Origin of the sequence: Bacillus sp. SDLI1, assembly GCF_001553895.1 — a bacterium.
Classification (GTDB): Bacteria; Bacillota; Bacilli; order Bacillales; family Bacillaceae; genus Bacillus; species Bacillus siamensis.
Map to the genome: position 1 here is coordinate 1,456,951 of NZ_CP013950.1, position 15,687 is coordinate 1,472,637.

The following is a 15,687-nucleotide window of genomic DNA, read 5'->3' on the forward strand; positions in this document are numbered from 1 at the left end:
AAGATACTGAAGAAGGAGAAAATACGCGATGTCACGACTGCACTTCTTTATTTTGGTTCTGCTTGTTTCCATCTCCGGTTTTTCCCAAGGCATGCTTCTGCCGGTCATTTCCGTCATTTTTGAAACGAACGGAGAATCAGCCGCTATAAACGGCCTGCACGCAACCGGCCTGTATATCGGCGTGCTTCTGGCGTCGCCGTTTATGGAGGCCCCGCTGCGCAAGCTCGGATTCAAACCTCTGATGGTCACGGGCGGATTTCTTGTTTTCATCAGCTTATTCAGTTTTATTTGGCTTCAATCCATCTGGTTATGGTTTTTTCTTCGGCTGCTGATCGGAATCGGGGATCATATGCTGCATTTCTCAACCCAAACATGGGTGACTTCAAAATCAACGCCCCAAAACAGAGGAAGAAACATTTCGCTGTACGGGCTGTCCTTCGGGCTTGGTTTCGCTGTCGGTCCGTTTATGGTCCCTCTCGTAAAAACAAGTCCGTCCCTTCCGTTTATCGTCTCCGGCTGTATCAGTCTCGCCGCCTGGCTGTTTGTATTTGTCTTACGTAATGAGCACCCGGCGCAAGGTCCGGATGAAACATCCGGGGACAACAGCGCAAAACGGTTTTACCGCGCCCTGCTTTTCGGCTGGGTCGCTTTTCTTCCGGCATTCGGCTACGGTTTTTTAGAAACGGCGCTGAATGGAAGCTTCCCCGTGTACGCCCTGCGCTTAGGCATATCCGTTGATGCCGTCGCATTGATATTGCCCGCTTTCGCCATCGGAAGTATTGTATTCCAGTTTCCGCTTGGTTTATTAAGCGATCGGTTTGGAAGAAAACGTGTCCTGCTCGTCATTTTACTGACGGGCGCCCTGTGCTTTTTGACGGCCGGATTGTTTCCGTCGCCTTCTGTCATCGACGGCTGCTTTTTCATGGCGGGGATGGCGGTCGGCAGTATGTTTTCCCTCGGCATCAGCTATATGAGCGACCTGCTGCCGTCCCATCTTCTTCCGGCGGGCAATCTGCTCTGCGGGATTTCGTTCAGCCTCGGCAGCATGATCGGGCCGGTGGCGGGCGGCTGGTATATGCAGCGGTTTGAAAGCGCCAATTTGTTTTACTTTATTACAGTGATCCTGGTCTGTATTTGGCTTGCGCTCGTCTTCGGGGAAACAAAGCACAGCGCCGCATCCGAATCCCATTCTTTTCCCGCCTCATAAAAAGCCGCCTGATTTAGGCCAGGCGGCTTTTTTCTAGTGGTATCCGTTCTGCCCGTTGGCGCTTCCGCTTGTTTTATTCTTCGGGCCGTTTTTTGAGTTTTGTTTATTATGGCTTCCGCCTTTTTTCGTATGCTTGGTCATAGCGATTCCCCTCCGTTTTTCAGCTTGAACGTCATCCGTTCCTCTATAGCTTGCTCCCGCGGTACGGATTTTCATCAGGAAGCTTTTTACGTTTATGTAAAAGCGCGTTGATTTCTCCTCCTAAAATCAGCAGGGTTCCCGTAAGGTAAAACCAGATCATAAGGACGATAATTCCCCCGATGCTCCCGTATGTGGCGCTGTAGTTGGCAAAGGTGCCGACATAAAATGAGAACAGCATACTGACGATAATCCAGCCGGCTGCCGCGAATACGGCTCCCGGCAGCACAAAACGGAGGGAAAGCCTTTTATTCGGCGCGAAAATGTAAAGCGCGGTAAAGACGATTAAAAGGATAAGCGGACTGATACCCCAGCGGACAACCGACCACACCTGCAAAAACAAGCCGGGGGCGCCGATGAAATCTGCGACCAGCAGTCCGATTTCTCTGCCGAACACCGGCAGAAGCAGTGCGATTAAAATCGTAACCACCATCGCGATGGTTAAAAAAATTGAGGTCAGGCGAATGATGATAAATGAGCGGTTTTCCTCGACTTCGTAGGCATGGTTAAACGCTCTGACAATCGCGTTCATACCGTTGGAAGCCGACCAGATGACGGCGATTATCCCGAATGACAAAAGTCCGCCGCTGCGTTTGTTCAGCGTTTGCTCCGTAATGGATTTCACCATGGACATTGCGCTGTCAGGCGCGTATTGATCGACTGCGCCGAGCACGTCTTCTGCCGATATGGGAAGATAGGCCGTGAGCGTCAGCATGAAAATCATTAACGGAAACAATGACAGAAGAAAAAAATACGCCAGCTCCGCCGATTTACTTTGTCCTTCATGCAGAGAAAATCTTGCAAACAGCTCCTTTATAAAACTCATGACATCCCACCTCAATGATCGTTTTTCGAAAAATGCTCCTTCGTCTCTTTTAACAGACCAATGACCTGCGGCGTCGTCTGCTTCAGCTTGGTGATCTGCCCGTTTAAAAAACTCAGATCGTCCGATACGGTATTGGCGATGCTTTTCACTTGATCCAGTTTTGCAGAAGCCTCCTGTTTCAAGGCTTCGGGATTATTCCGGTAAAATGCCGCACGCCGCCTGCACGCGTCCATGTTCCGGAAACATGCCTCTCTTGTCGGCTTATGTAATAAAGAAAGTGCTCCGCCGGCGGCAGCGCCGATCAGAATCGCTTTTGCCATGATGCGTGTCTGCTTCATCGGTCAATCCCCCTTATAAATGATGGTCTTTCTTTATTGTTTCCAGCAAATGACGGCACCCGGACTCGATCAGAGCGTACACTTCGCTGAAATTCCCGGTATAATACGGATCAGGCACGTCCGCAAGATCCGACTCCGGTACATAATCAAGCAGCCTTGCGATACGCGGCGCCGCTTTTTTATAACCGGCCATGCTGCGCAGATGCCCGATATTTTCAGCATCCATCGCAATGACGTAATCAAAATCGGTCAGATCAGACTCACGGACCTGTCTCGCCGTGATACCGCTTGTGCTGATCCCTTTCTCTTTAAGGATCTGCTCCGTTCCCTCATGCGGCGGATTTCCCGCATGCCAGGCGCCGATTCCCGCTGAATCAATGTTAATCTGCCCGTTCAGCCCGTTTTTCTTCACCATATCAGAAAATACCGCCTCTGCCATAGGCGAACGGCAAATATTTCCCAGACAGACAAACAGCACATGTATCATATCGATAACCTCCCTATTCTTTCCCCACATTTTGAGGATCAAAAACCTTATCATCATCTTAGCAATTTTTCTGCGGCTGTGGAAATAAGCTTTTATTCTAAATGAATTCTGTTAGAATAAAGGGTACGAAAACGGTCATGAAAGGATGCATGAATTTGCCGAGCCAACAAACAGAAACGTTAAACAAAATGATTGAAGACATTTCGCAGAAGCTCAACATGCTCAATGTCGGCGTCATCAGAGCGGAAGATTTCAGTGATGAAAAAATAGAAGATCTTACATACCTTCATCAAATGGTCATGAAAAAAACATCATTCAGCCCGAGTGAAATGCAGGCCATTGCTGAGGAACTCGCCTCTCTCAGAAAATAAACCCGTGTCAGCCCCGCCGAAAAACAGCGGGGCTTCTTTGATTTAAAAAAGCAAAAAATAAAAGTTCATCGGTTTGACACATATAAAAAGAAGGGGTATAGTAACTGCGAACTTTGGCAGAACGATATATGCGGTCTTCTAATTTGTTTTTTAGTATAACGATATACTTACTGTCTTATCAACGTTAATCAAGTATACATGCAGCCGTTTTATCAAACCAGTTTTTTAAAGAAAGGCAGTGGTTCAATAAAGGGGAATGGTTCTGTGCGTTCATCAATAATTTAACTTTAATAACCGCATTAGGGGATGTCATCATGAAAAACATATACACCAAAATGGCAGCGGGTCTTTATATCAACTATTTCCTGCTGGGCATGATCAATATTATGATCGCATCGAATATGGAAGCATTATCAAAACAGCTTCATACATCAGCAGCCGGAGTCAGCTATTTGGTCTCCGCCATCGGCATCGGGAAGCTGATCTCGCTTCTTTTTGCCGGAAAGCTCTCAGATACATTCGGGAGACGGCCGTTTATCGTGGCGGGCGCATTTCTGTATCTGATTTTCTTAATCGGAATTCCGCTTTCGACAAACTATACGGAAGCGTTTATCTTCGCTATTTTCGCAGGGATCGCCAATTCATTTTTGGATTCCGGCACATATCCGGCGCTTATTGAAGGATTTCCGAAAAACGCAAGCTCTGCAACCGTGTTAATCAAAGCGTTTGTATCCATCGGCGCGACGGTGCTTCCGTTTTTTATCGCATTTATTGCGGACAGGCATTTGTTTTACGGGTGGACGTTTTTCGTGCCCGGCATCATTTTCTTCCTGAACGGCTTTTTCCTGTTGAAAGTTCCGTTCCCGAATCATAAGCAAAAAGAAGACGGCGGCCGGGCGGATGCCTCTCCGTCTGATGACACGTTCAGATCACAGCCGTCGATATGGCGCGAAGGCCTTGCGATTATTTTGTTAGGCTTTTCATCAACAGCGCTGTTTATGCTCGTTCAAGTATGGCTTCCTAAGTTCGGTCAATCCGTTTTGGGCATGCCCGAAGTGCAAGCCGTCAAATTGTTGAGCTATTACAGCATCGGGGCGCTTGTGTCCGTGTTATTGCTGGCTGTGCTGTTAAACAGAGTGATTCAGCCGATTACGGTAATGGTGCTGTACCCGGTGATCGCGGCAATCGCGCTGCTTGCTCTGATTTTCATTCAGCAGCCGGCCGTATCGGTCATCAGTTCCTTCGTCATCGGACTTTCAACTGCGGGCATTCTGCAATTGGCGATGACGGTTATGGCTGTTTTATTCCCTAAAAATAAAGGGACCATCACATCTTTTGTTAATATAGCATCAAGCTTATCTTTTATTGTCATTCCGCTTATAACGGGAGCGATATCCAAAACGGCCGGCCTGACCCCTGTTTTTCTGCTTGATATCGGAATTGCGGCTGTCAGCGCCCTCCTCGCATTGTTTATCGGTATCCGTTTTAAGCAGGTGATGAAAGCCTGACTATTTTTAAAGGGAGAGAACCTATCATGCAATCTATTACAATCAGAAACACGGTCATCGGCGAAGGACTTCCGAAGATCATTGTGCCGCTGATGGCAGGCGGAGAGAAAGAGCTCCTTGAAGAAATTGAAGCCGTCAACAGGCTTAACCCGGATATCATTGAGTGGCGGGCGGATGTATATGAGCACGTTGAAAGCCCGGACGCCGTAAAAGGCATGCTTGAAAAGGTGCGGAAAGCCGCAGGCGCAACACCGCTGCTTTTTACATTCAGAACCCATAAAGAAGGCGGAAATAAAGTTATTGACGTCCGCCTTTACATTGAATTGCTTAAAACCGTAATCGAAACAAGACACATTGAACTTGTAGACGTTGAATTGTTTACGGGAGAAGCGGAAGTCAAATCAATTGTGAAAACTGCTGAAGACAACGGCGTATATGTCGTCATGTCCAATCATGATTTTCATCAGACACCGAAAAAAGAAGAAATCATCTCCCGGCTGCGGAACATGCAGGCGTACGGCGCGCACATCCCGAAAATCGCGGTGATGCCGCAAAACACTGAAGATGTTTTCGTCTTATTGGATGCCACACATACGATGAAAACACAATACGCAGACCGGCCGATCATCACGATGTCAATGGCGGGAACGGGCCTGATCAGCCGGCTGGCCGGGGAAGTCTTCGGCTCGGCGTGTACGTTCGGCGCGGGCAAAGAAGCATCTGCGCCCGGACAGATTCCCGTTGCTGAATTGCGAAGAGTACTCAGCATTTTAAATAAAAATATGTAACCAGCGTTTTTCTCCCCTCAAGCGGGATGAAAAACAGATGAATGGACTAACGGAGGAATACATCATGAAGAAAGATTTAGGACGGATTAACGGAAAAACGCAGCTTATCGGATTATTCGCGACACCGATCGGACACTCTTTATCTCCGGCGATGCACAACCTGGCGTTTAAAAAATTAGGGCTGAACTACGCTTACCTCGCATTTGAAGTCGGCAATGAACAGCTTGAAGATGTGGTGACGGGAATGCGCGCCTTAAACGTCAGGGGCTTCAATGTCTCGATGCCGAACAAGATGAACATTCTCCCTTACCTCGATGAACTCGCGGATTCAGCGAAATTCACCGGCGCGGTGAATACAGTGGTGAATGAGAACGGAAAATTGATCGGACACTCCACTGACGGTATGGGATACGTCCGCAACCTAAAAGAACACGGCATCGACATCACAGGCAAAAAAATGACGCTGGTCGGTTCCGGCGGAGCCGCCACTCCGATTGCGATTCAATCCGCATTGGAAGGCCTCGGCGAAATCTCAATTTTCGCCCGCAATGACGCGTTTTTCGAAAAGGCGGAAGAGAATGTCCGCATCATTAATGAAGAAATGAAGGGCTCTTCTTGTAAAGCGAATCTTTTCCCGCTCGAAGATCAAGATGCGCTGCGTGCTGAAATCGCTTCAAGCGATATTTTTACAAACGGAACGGGTGTCGGCATGAAACCGCTTGAAGGCTTGAGTGTTATTGAAGACACATCCATGCTCCGTCCGGATTTGATTGTGACAGACGTCGTTTACACCCCCGTTACGTCGAAATTGCTTGAACAGGCTCAAGCGGCCGGCTGCAAAACCATTAACGGCCTCGGCATGATGCTTTGGCAGGGCGCCAAGGCGTTTGAATATTGGACAGGCCGTGAAATGCCGGTTCAGTATATTAAAGAGCAGATGTTTGAATAATCTATTGTGATAGAAAGCGCCGAAGGACAATCCGTCTTCCGGCGCTTTATCTTTTTCTCCCCCTCTCTCTTTCTTCTCACGCGCCAAAACGCTTATAATGGAGGTAACGAATAATAACCAAGTGAGGAATGCGACGTATGAAACAGCAAAAAAAACGCCGGGTGACATTGCAGCAGGTCGCTGAGCATGCCGGCGTCTCAACATCCACCGCCTCATTAATCGTCCGCAATAATCCGCGAATTTCCGAAGCAACCCGTGAGAAAGTGCTGCAGTCCATGCGGGAGCTTGGGTACGTATATGATCGGGTCGCCGCGAATTTACGATCACAGACGTCTACAACGGTAGGATTGATTATCACTGACATTTCCAATACGTTTTTCTCAGAGTTTCTGATCGGCGTGCAGAATACACTCGAGGAAGTCGGATTAACAGTGCTCTTAGGCACGACATTTGATTCCGTCGCCAAACAGGAGCAGCTGATCTCGACCATGCTGGAACACAGGGTCGGCGGATTGATTTTATGCCCGGTTTCAGGCGCGGCCGAGGAAACCCTTTCCCGCCTTGAGCAGCTTGATATTCCGGTCGTGCTCGCCGTCAGGGAGATTGCCGATGCGGACTGTGATTTTGTCGGAGCTGACTATGAGGAAGGCACCTATAAGGCAGTGCGCCATCTCATTGAAAAAGGGCATCAGGAGATTGCGTTTCTGGGCGGCGTGAAGCACTCATCAACATGGACGAAACGGATAAAAGGGTTTAAAAAAGCGCTCCGTGAAGCGGATCTTGCAGTGAAAAGTGAATTTGTGATTGACAGCGCGCCGACCCGCGAGGCAGGCTATGAAGCTGTGATGAAGCTGCTCCGCCGGCCTGAGCGCCCGGCCGCGATTTTCTGCTTCAGTGATTTGGTCGCGTTCGGCGTCATGCAAGGGATCAGAAAAGCAGGACTCATCCCGGGCGAAGATATTGATATTGTCGGCTTTGACAACGTGCCGGAAGCTGAAATTTCTTATCCCCCGCTTACAACCGTTGCTTCTTTTCCGCGGCAGTCGGGAAAAGAAGCGGCTCAATTGCTGCATCATAAAATCACCAATTCCCAGCACCAAAAACAGCGCATTATTTTGGCGCCTGAGCTGGTCATTCGTGAATCTTCACAAAAAAAGCGGAACGCCTGATACGGCGCTCCGCTTTTATATTATGCAAGCAGTTTTAATGACTCGCGGTTGAATGCCGGAATGTCATCCGGTGTGCGGCTTGTGACCAGCTGGTTCTGGCAGACGACGACTTCTTCATCCACCACATTTGCGCCTGCGTTTTCCATGTCAATACGAATGGATGTAAATCCTGTCGCTTTGCGCCCGTCCAATGCTTTCGCGTTGATAAGAAGCTGAGGGCCGTGGCAGATGGCGAAAACCGGTTTTTTATCATCCATAAACGCTTTGGCAAATTGGACGAATCGGTCATCCGCACGCAGCATGTCAGGTGAGAATCCGCCCGGGATCAGCAATGCGTCAAAGTCTTTCGGATTCACATCATCTATGGACGCATCCACTTTCACTTCCGCTTCCCCTTGTTTGCCTTTGACTGTTTTTCCTTTTTCCTGTTCAATCACTGTTAATTCATGACCCGCATCTTCAAAAGCTTTCACAGGTTCTGTATACTCGACGTCCTCAAAATAATCCGTTAATACAACTGCAATTTTTTTACCCATAGTTACTACCTCCTGCTTGATGAAGTCTACATAAATCCATGTACCCCAGCCACACTAACATCAAACATAAAAGACTCATTTGCCGCCCATTCGTTTTACATAGGTCATTATCCTCATTTTTCTTCTTTTTACAAGAATCATCATGAAATCTATATAAACTTTCACAAAATATTCTTACAATGGTACTGCATGACAAAATTTGTTGAAAGGTGGAGAACAGGTGAGAATACAGAAAAGACGATGCAGCGTCAATAAGACACTCCGTATTCTGCTGCCCCTAGTTATGATACTTAGTCTAATCCTCCCAATAACACCCATTAAAGCAGAAGAAAACAAATCCTCCAGTGTGAATCTCAGCATTTTAGCGACAACTGACGTTCACGCCAATATGATGGACTACGATTACTACAGCGACAAACCGACAACGGAATTCGGGCTGGCCCGAACGGCTCAGCTCATTGCGAAGCACAGAAGCGAAAATCCGAATACGCTGCTTGTCGATAACGGAGACCTGATTCAAGGAAATCCCCTCGGAGAATACGCTGTAAAATATCAGAAAAACGATATCATTTCAGGCGCAAAGACCCATCCGATCATTGAAGTGATGAATAGTCTGCACTATGACGCAGGAACACTCGGCAATCATGAATTTAATTACGGGCTGGATTTTCTGGACGGGACGATGAAAGGCGCTGATTATCCGATCGTCAACGCCAATGTGAAAACATTGAGCGGTGAAAACCGTTATACGCCTTATGTCATAAAAGACAAAACCGTTACGGATGAAAACGGCGGAAAACACCAGCTAAAAGTCGGCTACATCGGCTTTGTCCCTCCCCAAATCATGACGTGGGATAAAAAAAATCTTGAAGGACGCGTTCAAGTCGAGGACATTGTGGAATCCGCGAAGAAAACCGTTCCGAAAATGAAAGCTGAAGGTGCTGATATCGTCATCGCCCTCGCCCACAGCGGCATCGAAAAAAAAGCACAGTCCTCCCGTGCGGAAAATGCCGTTTTTGATCTGGCAACGAAAGTCAGCGGAATTGACGCGATCGTATCAGGCCATCAGCACGGTCTGTTCCCTGATGGCGAATACAAAGGCGCTGATCAATTCGACGTCGATAAAGGCACGATTAACGGCATCCCCGTTGTCATGTCAAGCAGCTGGGGCAAATATGCGGGCGTCATCAACCTCCGGCTTGAAAAAACAGACGGCGCATGGCATGTGGAAGATGGAAAAGGCAGGATCGAGCCGATTGCCGGCAATGTGACTTCGGAAAACGAAACCGTCGTCAATACCGTCAAAAAAGCGCATGAAAGCACACTGCAATACATCAGAGAACCCGTCGGCCAGACAAAAGCCGATATCAACAGTTTTTTCGCCCAAGTCAAAGATGATCCGTCCATTCAAATCGTGACGGATGCGCAAAAATGGTACGCCGAAAATAGGATGAAAGATACAGAATATAAAGATCTGCCAATCCTCTCGGCGGGCGCTCCGTTTAAAGCCGGCGGGCGGAACGGTTCAAACTACTATACAAACATTTCCGCAGGTGACCTCGCCATCAAAAATATCGGCGATTTATACCTGTATGACAACACGGTTCAGATCGTCAAGCTGAACGGCAGCGAAGTGAAAGACTGGCTTGAAATGTCCGCAGGGCAATTTAATCAGATCGATCAGGCAAAAGGCGGCAGCCAAGCGCTTTTAAATGACGCCTACCGCTCATACAATTTTGATGTCATTGACGGCGTCACCTATCAGGTCGATGTCACTAAACCGGCGAAATACAACGAAAACGGAACAGTCATTCATCCCGATGCAAGCAGGATCGTCAACCTTTCTTATCAAGGAAAGCCCGTCAGCGCCAAGCAGGAATTTCTGATTGTCACAAATAATTACCGCGCTTCAGGAGGCGGAGGATTTCCTCACTTAAGCAATGATAAAATCGTATACTCATCAGCCGATGAAAACAGGCAGGTCTTAATGGATTACATCATCCAGCAGAAAACAATTAATCCGCAGGCTGATCATAACTGGTCCATCCTTCCGGTCAAAGGGACGAACCTGACATTTGAATCCTCCTTGGCCGCAAAGCCGTTTGCCGACCGCGCAGATGACGTCGCCTATATCGGAAAATCACAAAACGCCGGCTATGGACAGTACAAGCTCCAATTCAAAGATGATGAATCGGGCACAGATCCTCCGAAAGATGACGCATGGAAACTCACCGTTATGCATACAAACGACACGCACGCCCATCTTGATAACGCGGCGAGGCGGATGACGAAAATCAAAGAAATCAGAGGCGAAACCGACCGCAGCATTCTGCTTGATGCGGGAGACGTTTTCTCAGGCGATCTCTATTTTACAAAGTGGCAGGGGCTGGCTGATTTAAAATTGATGAACAGCATGGGCTACGACGCAATGACCTTCGGAAATCATGAATTTGATAAAGGCCCGGGTGCTCTCGCCAGCTTCCTGAGCGGGAACGGAAGCGCGGCTGACCCGCCCGGAAAATACAATTTCCAAGCGCCTGACTTCCCGCTCGTCAGCTCAAATGTCGATGTGTCCAAAGAGTCAAAACTCAGACCATTCATGAAAAAAGCAGACACCTTTACGGCAGGGAAAAAGAAAAAAGCAGGCATCTATCCATACATTCTGCTTGATGTAAACGGAGAAAAAGTTGCCGTATTCGGCTTAACGACGGAAGATACGTCCGTCACATCAAGCCCGGGTAAAAGCATTGTCTTTAATGATGCCTTCCAATCCGCACAAGGTACGGTAAAAGAAATACAGAACAAGGAACATGTCAATAAAATTATCGCCCTGACCCATATCGGGCATCAGCGTGATCTCGATCTCGCCAAAAAAGTAAAAGGCATTGACTTAATCGTCGGCGGACATACGCATACGCTTGTAGATAAAATGGAAATTGTCAAAAACGAAGAGCCGACCATCGTCGCCCAGGCAAAAGAATACGGCGAATATTTAGGCCGGGTGGATGTCGCATTTGACAAAAATGGGGTCGTCCTGCCGGAACAATCCTCTCTTCAAGCCCTGCCGGTGAATGAGCAGACGAAAGAAGATCCGGATCTGAAAACAGAGCTTAATCCGTTTAAAAAAGAGCTCGTCTCCGTCAAAAATGAAAAAGTCGGCTCCACGAAAGTTGCGCTTGACGGCCGGCGCGAGCATGTCCGCTCTAAAGAAACCAATCTCGGAAACTTCATCGCGGACGGCATGCTGCAAAAAGCGAAGGAAGCCTCCGGCGCCCAGATCGCGATCACAAACGGGGGCGGCATCCGCGCAGGCATTGATAAAGGAGACATCACACTCGGCGATGTGCTGAATGTGATGCCGTTCGGCAACACGCTTTACGTCGCGGATTTAACCGGGAAACAGATCAAACAAGCCTTGGAACAAGGGTTAAGCGGAATTGAGGCTCAAGGGGGCGCCTTCCCTCAAGTTGCCGGTTTAACATACACGTTTACACTGAATAAAAAGCCGGGACACCGCGTTCTTCAAGCTGCGGCCGTGCAGGATGACGGCAGCGTAAAGCCGATTTCTGATAAGAAAACATACAGAGTCGCCACCAGTAACTTTGTCGGTGAAGGCGGAGACGGATATTCCGTCTTTAACGAAGCGTCCCATAAAGAAGACCTTGGCTTTGTCGACTATGAGGTCTTCATCGAGCAGCTTGAAAAAGCGGGAAAAGCGGTGGAACCGAAAGTTGACGGCCGCGCGCAAGAAGTGTACCTGCCGACGAAGCAAAAAAACGGCTCGTGGACGCTTGAAGATGACAGCGCATTTGCGGCCTATGCCAAAAACGCCAATACACCGATCGTATACTACGACAAGAATGACGGCGCCAAAAAGCCGATTGATCTCAGCGTAACCAAAAATCAGATCGGCCTGTTAAGGGACAGAACATCTGATTCTTCCCTTACGATCCTGCATGACAAGTTCAGCATGAAAATGCCGATGGCAAACGCTGCAGCTAATGACACACGGTTCGGCGTGACGCCGAAAAAGAAAGTAAGCGGCGCGCTTTCAAATGTATACGACTTTACAATGAAGCAGAAAAACAAAGACATCAAAACATTCAAAGCGCCTGTAAAGCTTACCATGCGCATTGAGAATACGAAAAAGGCGAAACAGCCGGGCATTTATCACATAGACCGGAAAAAGAACGTCTATACAAAAACAGACAACGGATCGGTTTCACACGATCTCGTCACGGGCTATACCAATCATTTCAGTGAATACGCCATATTAAACGCAAACACGAAGAGCGCGCCGCCGACAAGCGGAGATCACGGCTCCGGAAAGCAGCCAAACGGACAAAACCCTTCATCCGGCCAAGCGCAGGACGGAGTATCGCCGGGCGGCCTGCTTCCTGATACAGCCACAGCGATGTATTCCATCCTCCTTGCCGGGTTTCTCATCAGCGCGCTCGGAACGGCACTGTATCTGTATCAAAGAAGAAAAGCAAAAAAAGTGAATGAAGCATAAAAAGGCCGCTTTTCTCGGCCGGTTCATCCCAAAAGCTCTCCTGATCTGATGTCAGGGGAGCTTTTCCCGGTCCGCCTTCTGAATCGACAGCGGTACGGCCGAATGATAAAATATGAGCGTTATTTATGCAGCAGCTGCATAGCTTGACACTTCACAGCGGGGCCTGTTTGGAGGACTTTTTTTGAAAATAACAAAAAACAAACGCAACAGCATGACTTACAAAATAAAGCTGTTTTACGTGATAACAGCGCTTTGCTGTATCAGCTCGCTCATTTTCGTCAATTACAACGCTTCTTTTTATGAGCGCCCGATTGCCAAAGTGACAAAAACAGCATTGGAACACCAGTCTGATGTGCAGGACATGCACAAAAACAAAGATAAGATTTTCAATCAGACGATTACAGCCAAACTTGAAAACGGCAGTCAAAAAGGAAAGCTCATTCATTTGTCCAATCAGTATTCCTCATCCGGAGCGAATGATCAAAAGTATCAGCCCGGCGATGAAGTATTCGTCTCTATTGATAAAGGGAAAACATCAAGTAAGGATATATCCGGAAGCATTATAGATAAAAAACGGGATAAACAGCTTTTGCTGATCGCTTGGATTTTCATATTCACCTTACTGATCGTCGGCAAAAAACAAGGCTTCTTTTCGATCATCAGCCTGATGTTTAACGCTGTTTTATTGTCTTATGCATTAGATTTGTACCGAAAGCACCCGAATATCGGGCTGATTTTCATCTGCGGTATCTGCATTCTCATCTTTACTGTCATTTCATTGCTGCTTGTCAGCGGTTTTCACGAGAAAACATATGCCGCCATAGCCGCGACGCTCGCAGGCACTTTTGTCTCCCTGCTCATTACGTATTTGGTGATGGCGGCAACCGGAGAAAAAGGTCTCAGATATGAAGAAATGCAGTATTTAACCCGCCCTTATCACACGGTGTTCATGGCCGGAGTATTTATCGGATCACTGGGAGCGGTCATGGATGTGGCCATTACCATGACGTCATCTGTCTTTGGATTATATGAAGAAAACAAGAGTATCTCATTACAAGCACTCAAACGTTCCGGAATGGAGATCGGTAAAGACATCATGGGGGCGATGACCAACATTCTGTTTTTTGCCTATATCAGCGGCTCTATACCGATGATGCTTTTGTATTTGAAAAATGATTCCCCGATAGGATTCACTCTTTCTATGAACATTTCCTTGGAAATAGCCAGAGCATTGGCCGGGGGAATCGGAATTGTATTAACCATCCCCGCCAGTCTGTATGCTTCTGTCTTTTTTATTAAACGAAAGAAGGCAAGCTCATGAATGTCATCGTAATTCTTGCGGCGATTTTATTTCTATTGATGGTTCTCATCGGCGGTAAAAAGGGAGCGAGGTCTTTTATTGCGCTATTTTTAAATTTCGGCGTTCTCTTTCTCACCATCATTTTAATGACTGACCCGCACATCAATCCGATTGTTTTAACGTTGCTCTCTTCCGCCGCGATTTGCAGCATTACACTTTTTTATATTAACGGGGGAAACGTCAAAACCGTAACCGCCTTTATTGCTGCCATGCTGACGATCGTATTGATGCTGTTTTTTATTCTGGCCGTCACGAAACAGACTTCGATTCAAGGGTTTGGTGAAGAAGAACTGGGTGATATCGGCATATTCACACTTTTTGTCGGGGTGGATTTTGTGAAGGTTACCGCGGCTATGATCATTATGGGCACGATAGGGGCAATTACCGATGTCGCGATCTCCATTACATCACCCATGAGAGAGATTTACAGCTATAATCCGTCCATGAGCCGAAAAGATCTGTACAAATTCGGTTTAAGCATCGGAAGAGATATTTTAGGAACGAATACAAATACGCTATTCTTTGCTTTTTTCGGCAGCTATTTGGCTTTAATTATATGGTTTAAAGACTTATCATACTCTGCTGAAAAAATAGTGAACTCAAAAGTCTTCAGCGCGGAAGCCGTCACCATTCTTTGCGCCGGCGTCGGGATCGGCATCATCATTCCCGTTACGTCCTGGATCACCGCCTGTTTTTTAGCGAAACAGACGAAACGTTAAAAGCTGCCGGGAAACTCCCGGCAGCTTTTTTTATTTACCTTATACCCACTTTACAACGTCTTTTGCGGCAGATCTTGTTTTCGGACGCGGTTCTCTGACACGGTAACCGAATGCGGCCATGACAGAGATGTCGAAACTTCCGTTTTCCAGAAGTCCTTCTTCTTCAAGAATCCGGTGGATTTCTTTGTAGTTGAAGCCTTCTACAGGGCAGGAGTCGATTCCGATCTGCGCCGCGGCTGTCATCATATTGCCAAGGGCGATGTATGTCTGTTTTGAAGCCCAGTCAAACAGCGCGCGATCTGATTCAAGCAGATTGAAATCATTTTTCTGGAAATCTTCTGTTTTGCTGATATAGCCTTCATACATATCTTCCGGCATTTTTTTGACTTCCTTCAAGTGGTTTTTGACATAATCGGCGTCAAAACGGATATCCTTTGCCGTCCGGGCAAGCAGAAGTACGAAGTGGCTTGCAGTCGGCAGCTGCTTTTGCGCGCCCCATGTGAACTCGCGGAGTTTTTCACGAAGCTCCGGGTTTTGAACGACGACAAATTTCCAAGGCTCCAAACCGAGTGAGCTTGGGGACAGTCTTCCCGTTTCTAAAATGAATTCAAAATCGCTTTCTGAAATTTTTTTCTCAGGATCAAATTCCTTTGTGGCGTGTCTGAATTGATACGCTTCGATGATCTGCTGTTTTTTATCTGACATTCATGATCTCTCC

Annotated in this window: 14 protein-coding genes; 9 read left to right on the forward strand and 5 right to left on the reverse strand. The window is 47.5% G+C overall.

Annotated elements, in window-relative coordinates:
• Positions 1-28 precede the first annotated feature (28 nt).
• A complete protein-coding gene (locus AUL54_RS06805; RefSeq protein ID WP_060963328.1) occupies positions 29-1,207 on the forward strand; it encodes an MFS transporter in 1,179 nt (392 codons plus the stop codon).
• A 184-nt stretch (positions 1,208-1,391) separates the two neighbouring features.
• On the opposite strand, the gene AUL54_RS06810 is transcribed toward AUL54_RS06805, so the two are convergent.
• Genes AUL54_RS06810 through AUL54_RS06820 form a run of 3 tightly spaced genes read right to left on the reverse strand, consistent with a single transcriptional unit; the run spans position 1,392 to position 3,056 of the window.
• Positions 1,392-2,231, reverse strand: coding sequence for a YihY family inner membrane protein (locus AUL54_RS06810; RefSeq protein WP_060963329.1), 840 nt, complete (start codon positions 2,229-2,231; stop codon positions 1,392-1,394).
• 11 nt (positions 2,232-2,242) lie between these two features.
• Entirely contained in the window at positions 2,243-2,569 is a 327-nt protein-coding gene (locus AUL54_RS06815; RefSeq protein WP_060963330.1) for a hypothetical protein, read from the reverse strand.
• Between the two features lie 13 nt (positions 2,570-2,582).
• Complete coding sequence (locus tag AUL54_RS06820) at positions 2,583-3,056, reverse strand: low molecular weight protein-tyrosine-phosphatase (protein ID WP_016936767.1); 474 nt, start codon at positions 3,054-3,056, stop codon at positions 2,583-2,585.
• Positions 3,057-3,211: 155 nt separating this feature from the next.
• Here AUL54_RS06820 and AUL54_RS06825 point away from each other — a divergent pair, with 155 nt between their 5' ends.
• The 5 genes from AUL54_RS06825 (at position 3,212) to AUL54_RS06845 (ending at position 7,841) form a co-directional block, all read left to right on the forward strand.
• Positions 3,212-3,427, forward strand: a complete 216-nt coding sequence (locus AUL54_RS06825) for a DUF1128 domain-containing protein (RefSeq protein ID WP_012117077.1) — start codon at positions 3,212-3,214, stop codon at positions 3,425-3,427.
• 314 nt (positions 3,428-3,741) lie between these two features.
• Positions 3,742-4,935 (forward strand): MFS transporter, encoded by a 1,194-nt coding sequence (locus AUL54_RS06830; RefSeq protein ID WP_060963331.1) that lies wholly within the window; start codon positions 3,742-3,744, stop codon positions 4,933-4,935.
• 26 nt (positions 4,936-4,961) lie between these two features.
• The gene (gene aroD, locus AUL54_RS06835) at positions 4,962-5,723 is read left to right on the forward strand and encodes a type I 3-dehydroquinate dehydratase (protein ID WP_060963332.1); all 762 of its coding nucleotides are present in this window, start codon (positions 4,962-4,964) and stop codon (positions 5,721-5,723) included.
• A gap of 64 nt (positions 5,724-5,787) precedes the next feature.
• A complete protein-coding gene (locus tag AUL54_RS06840; protein WP_060963333.1) occupies positions 5,788-6,672 on the forward strand; it encodes a shikimate dehydrogenase in 885 nt (294 codons plus the stop codon).
• Positions 6,673-6,809: 137 nt separating this feature from the next.
• Positions 6,810-7,841, forward strand: coding sequence for a LacI family DNA-binding transcriptional regulator (locus AUL54_RS06845; RefSeq protein WP_060963334.1), 1,032 nt, complete (start codon positions 6,810-6,812; stop codon positions 7,839-7,841).
• A 20-nt stretch (positions 7,842-7,861) separates the two neighbouring features.
• On the opposite strand, the gene AUL54_RS06850 is transcribed toward AUL54_RS06845, so the two are convergent.
• Positions 7,862-8,377 carry a type 1 glutamine amidotransferase domain-containing protein gene (locus AUL54_RS06850; RefSeq protein ID WP_060963335.1) on the reverse strand — a complete coding sequence of 172 codons (516 nt, stop codon included), beginning with the start codon at positions 8,375-8,377 and terminating at the stop codon, positions 7,862-7,864.
• Between the two features lie 220 nt (positions 8,378-8,597).
• On the opposite strand from AUL54_RS06850, the gene AUL54_RS06855 reads away from it, so the two are divergent.
• The 3 genes from AUL54_RS06855 to AUL54_RS06865 all read left to right on the forward strand — a co-directional run bounded on the left by AUL54_RS06855 (position 8,598) and on the right by AUL54_RS06865 (position 14,969).
• Entirely contained in the window at positions 8,598-12,890 is a 4,293-nt protein-coding gene (locus AUL54_RS06855) for a multifunctional 2',3'-cyclic-nucleotide 2'-phosphodiesterase/3'-nucleotidase/5'-nucleotidase (protein ID WP_101605576.1), read from the forward strand.
• Positions 12,891-13,071: 181 nt separating this feature from the next.
• Positions 13,072-14,211 (forward strand): YibE/F family protein, encoded by a 1,140-nt coding sequence (locus AUL54_RS06860; protein WP_060963336.1) that lies wholly within the window; start codon positions 13,072-13,074, stop codon positions 14,209-14,211.
• Positions 14,208-14,969: a YibE/F family protein gene (locus tag AUL54_RS06865; RefSeq protein WP_060963337.1), complete on the forward strand. Its 762-nt coding sequence runs from the start codon at positions 14,208-14,210 to the stop codon at positions 14,967-14,969. The genes AUL54_RS06860 and AUL54_RS06865 overlap by 4 nt, the downstream gene beginning before the upstream one ends.
• A 39-nt stretch (positions 14,970-15,008) precedes the next feature.
• Here AUL54_RS06865 and AUL54_RS06870 read toward each other — a convergent pair whose 3' ends face one another.
• Positions 15,009-15,674, reverse strand: coding sequence for an NAD(P)H-dependent oxidoreductase (locus AUL54_RS06870; RefSeq protein WP_016936776.1), 666 nt, complete (start codon positions 15,672-15,674; stop codon positions 15,009-15,011).
• Positions 15,675-15,687: the final 13 nt, after the last annotated feature.

What these genes read in the sequence shown, in the direction of transcription:
- AUL54_RS06840 (WP_060963333.1), top strand. Translation starts at nt 5,788, where the DNA reads ATGAAGAAAGATTTAGGACGGATTAACGGAAAAACGCAGCTTATCGGA.
- AUL54_RS06805 (WP_060963328.1), top strand. Translation starts at nt 29, where the DNA reads ATGTCACGACTGCACTTCTTTATTTTGGTTCTGCTTGTTTCCATCTCC.
- aroD (WP_060963332.1), top strand. Translation starts at nt 4,962, where the DNA reads ATGCAATCTATTACAATCAGAAACACGGTCATCGGCGAAGGACTTCCG.
- AUL54_RS06870 (WP_016936776.1), bottom strand. Translation starts at nt 15,674, where the DNA reads ATGTCAGATAAAAAACAGCAGATCATCGAAGCGTATCAATTCAGACAC.
- AUL54_RS06830 (WP_060963331.1), top strand. Translation starts at nt 3,742, where the DNA reads ATGAAAAACATATACACCAAAATGGCAGCGGGTCTTTATATCAACTAT.
- AUL54_RS06865 (WP_060963337.1), top strand. Translation starts at nt 14,208, where the DNA reads ATGAATGTCATCGTAATTCTTGCGGCGATTTTATTTCTATTGATGGTT.
- AUL54_RS06815 (WP_060963330.1), bottom strand. Translation starts at nt 2,569, where the DNA reads ATGAAGCAGACACGCATCATGGCAAAAGCGATTCTGATCGGCGCTGCC.
- AUL54_RS06820 (WP_016936767.1), bottom strand. Translation starts at nt 3,056, where the DNA reads ATGATACATGTGCTGTTTGTCTGTCTGGGAAATATTTGCCGTTCGCCT.
- AUL54_RS06845 (WP_060963334.1), top strand. Translation starts at nt 6,810, where the DNA reads ATGAAACAGCAAAAAAAACGCCGGGTGACATTGCAGCAGGTCGCTGAG.
- AUL54_RS06850 (WP_060963335.1), bottom strand. Translation starts at nt 8,377, where the DNA reads ATGGGTAAAAAAATTGCAGTTGTATTAACGGATTATTTTGAGGACGTC.
- AUL54_RS06810 (WP_060963329.1), bottom strand. Translation starts at nt 2,231, where the DNA reads ATGAGTTTTATAAAGGAGCTGTTTGCAAGATTTTCTCTGCATGAAGGA.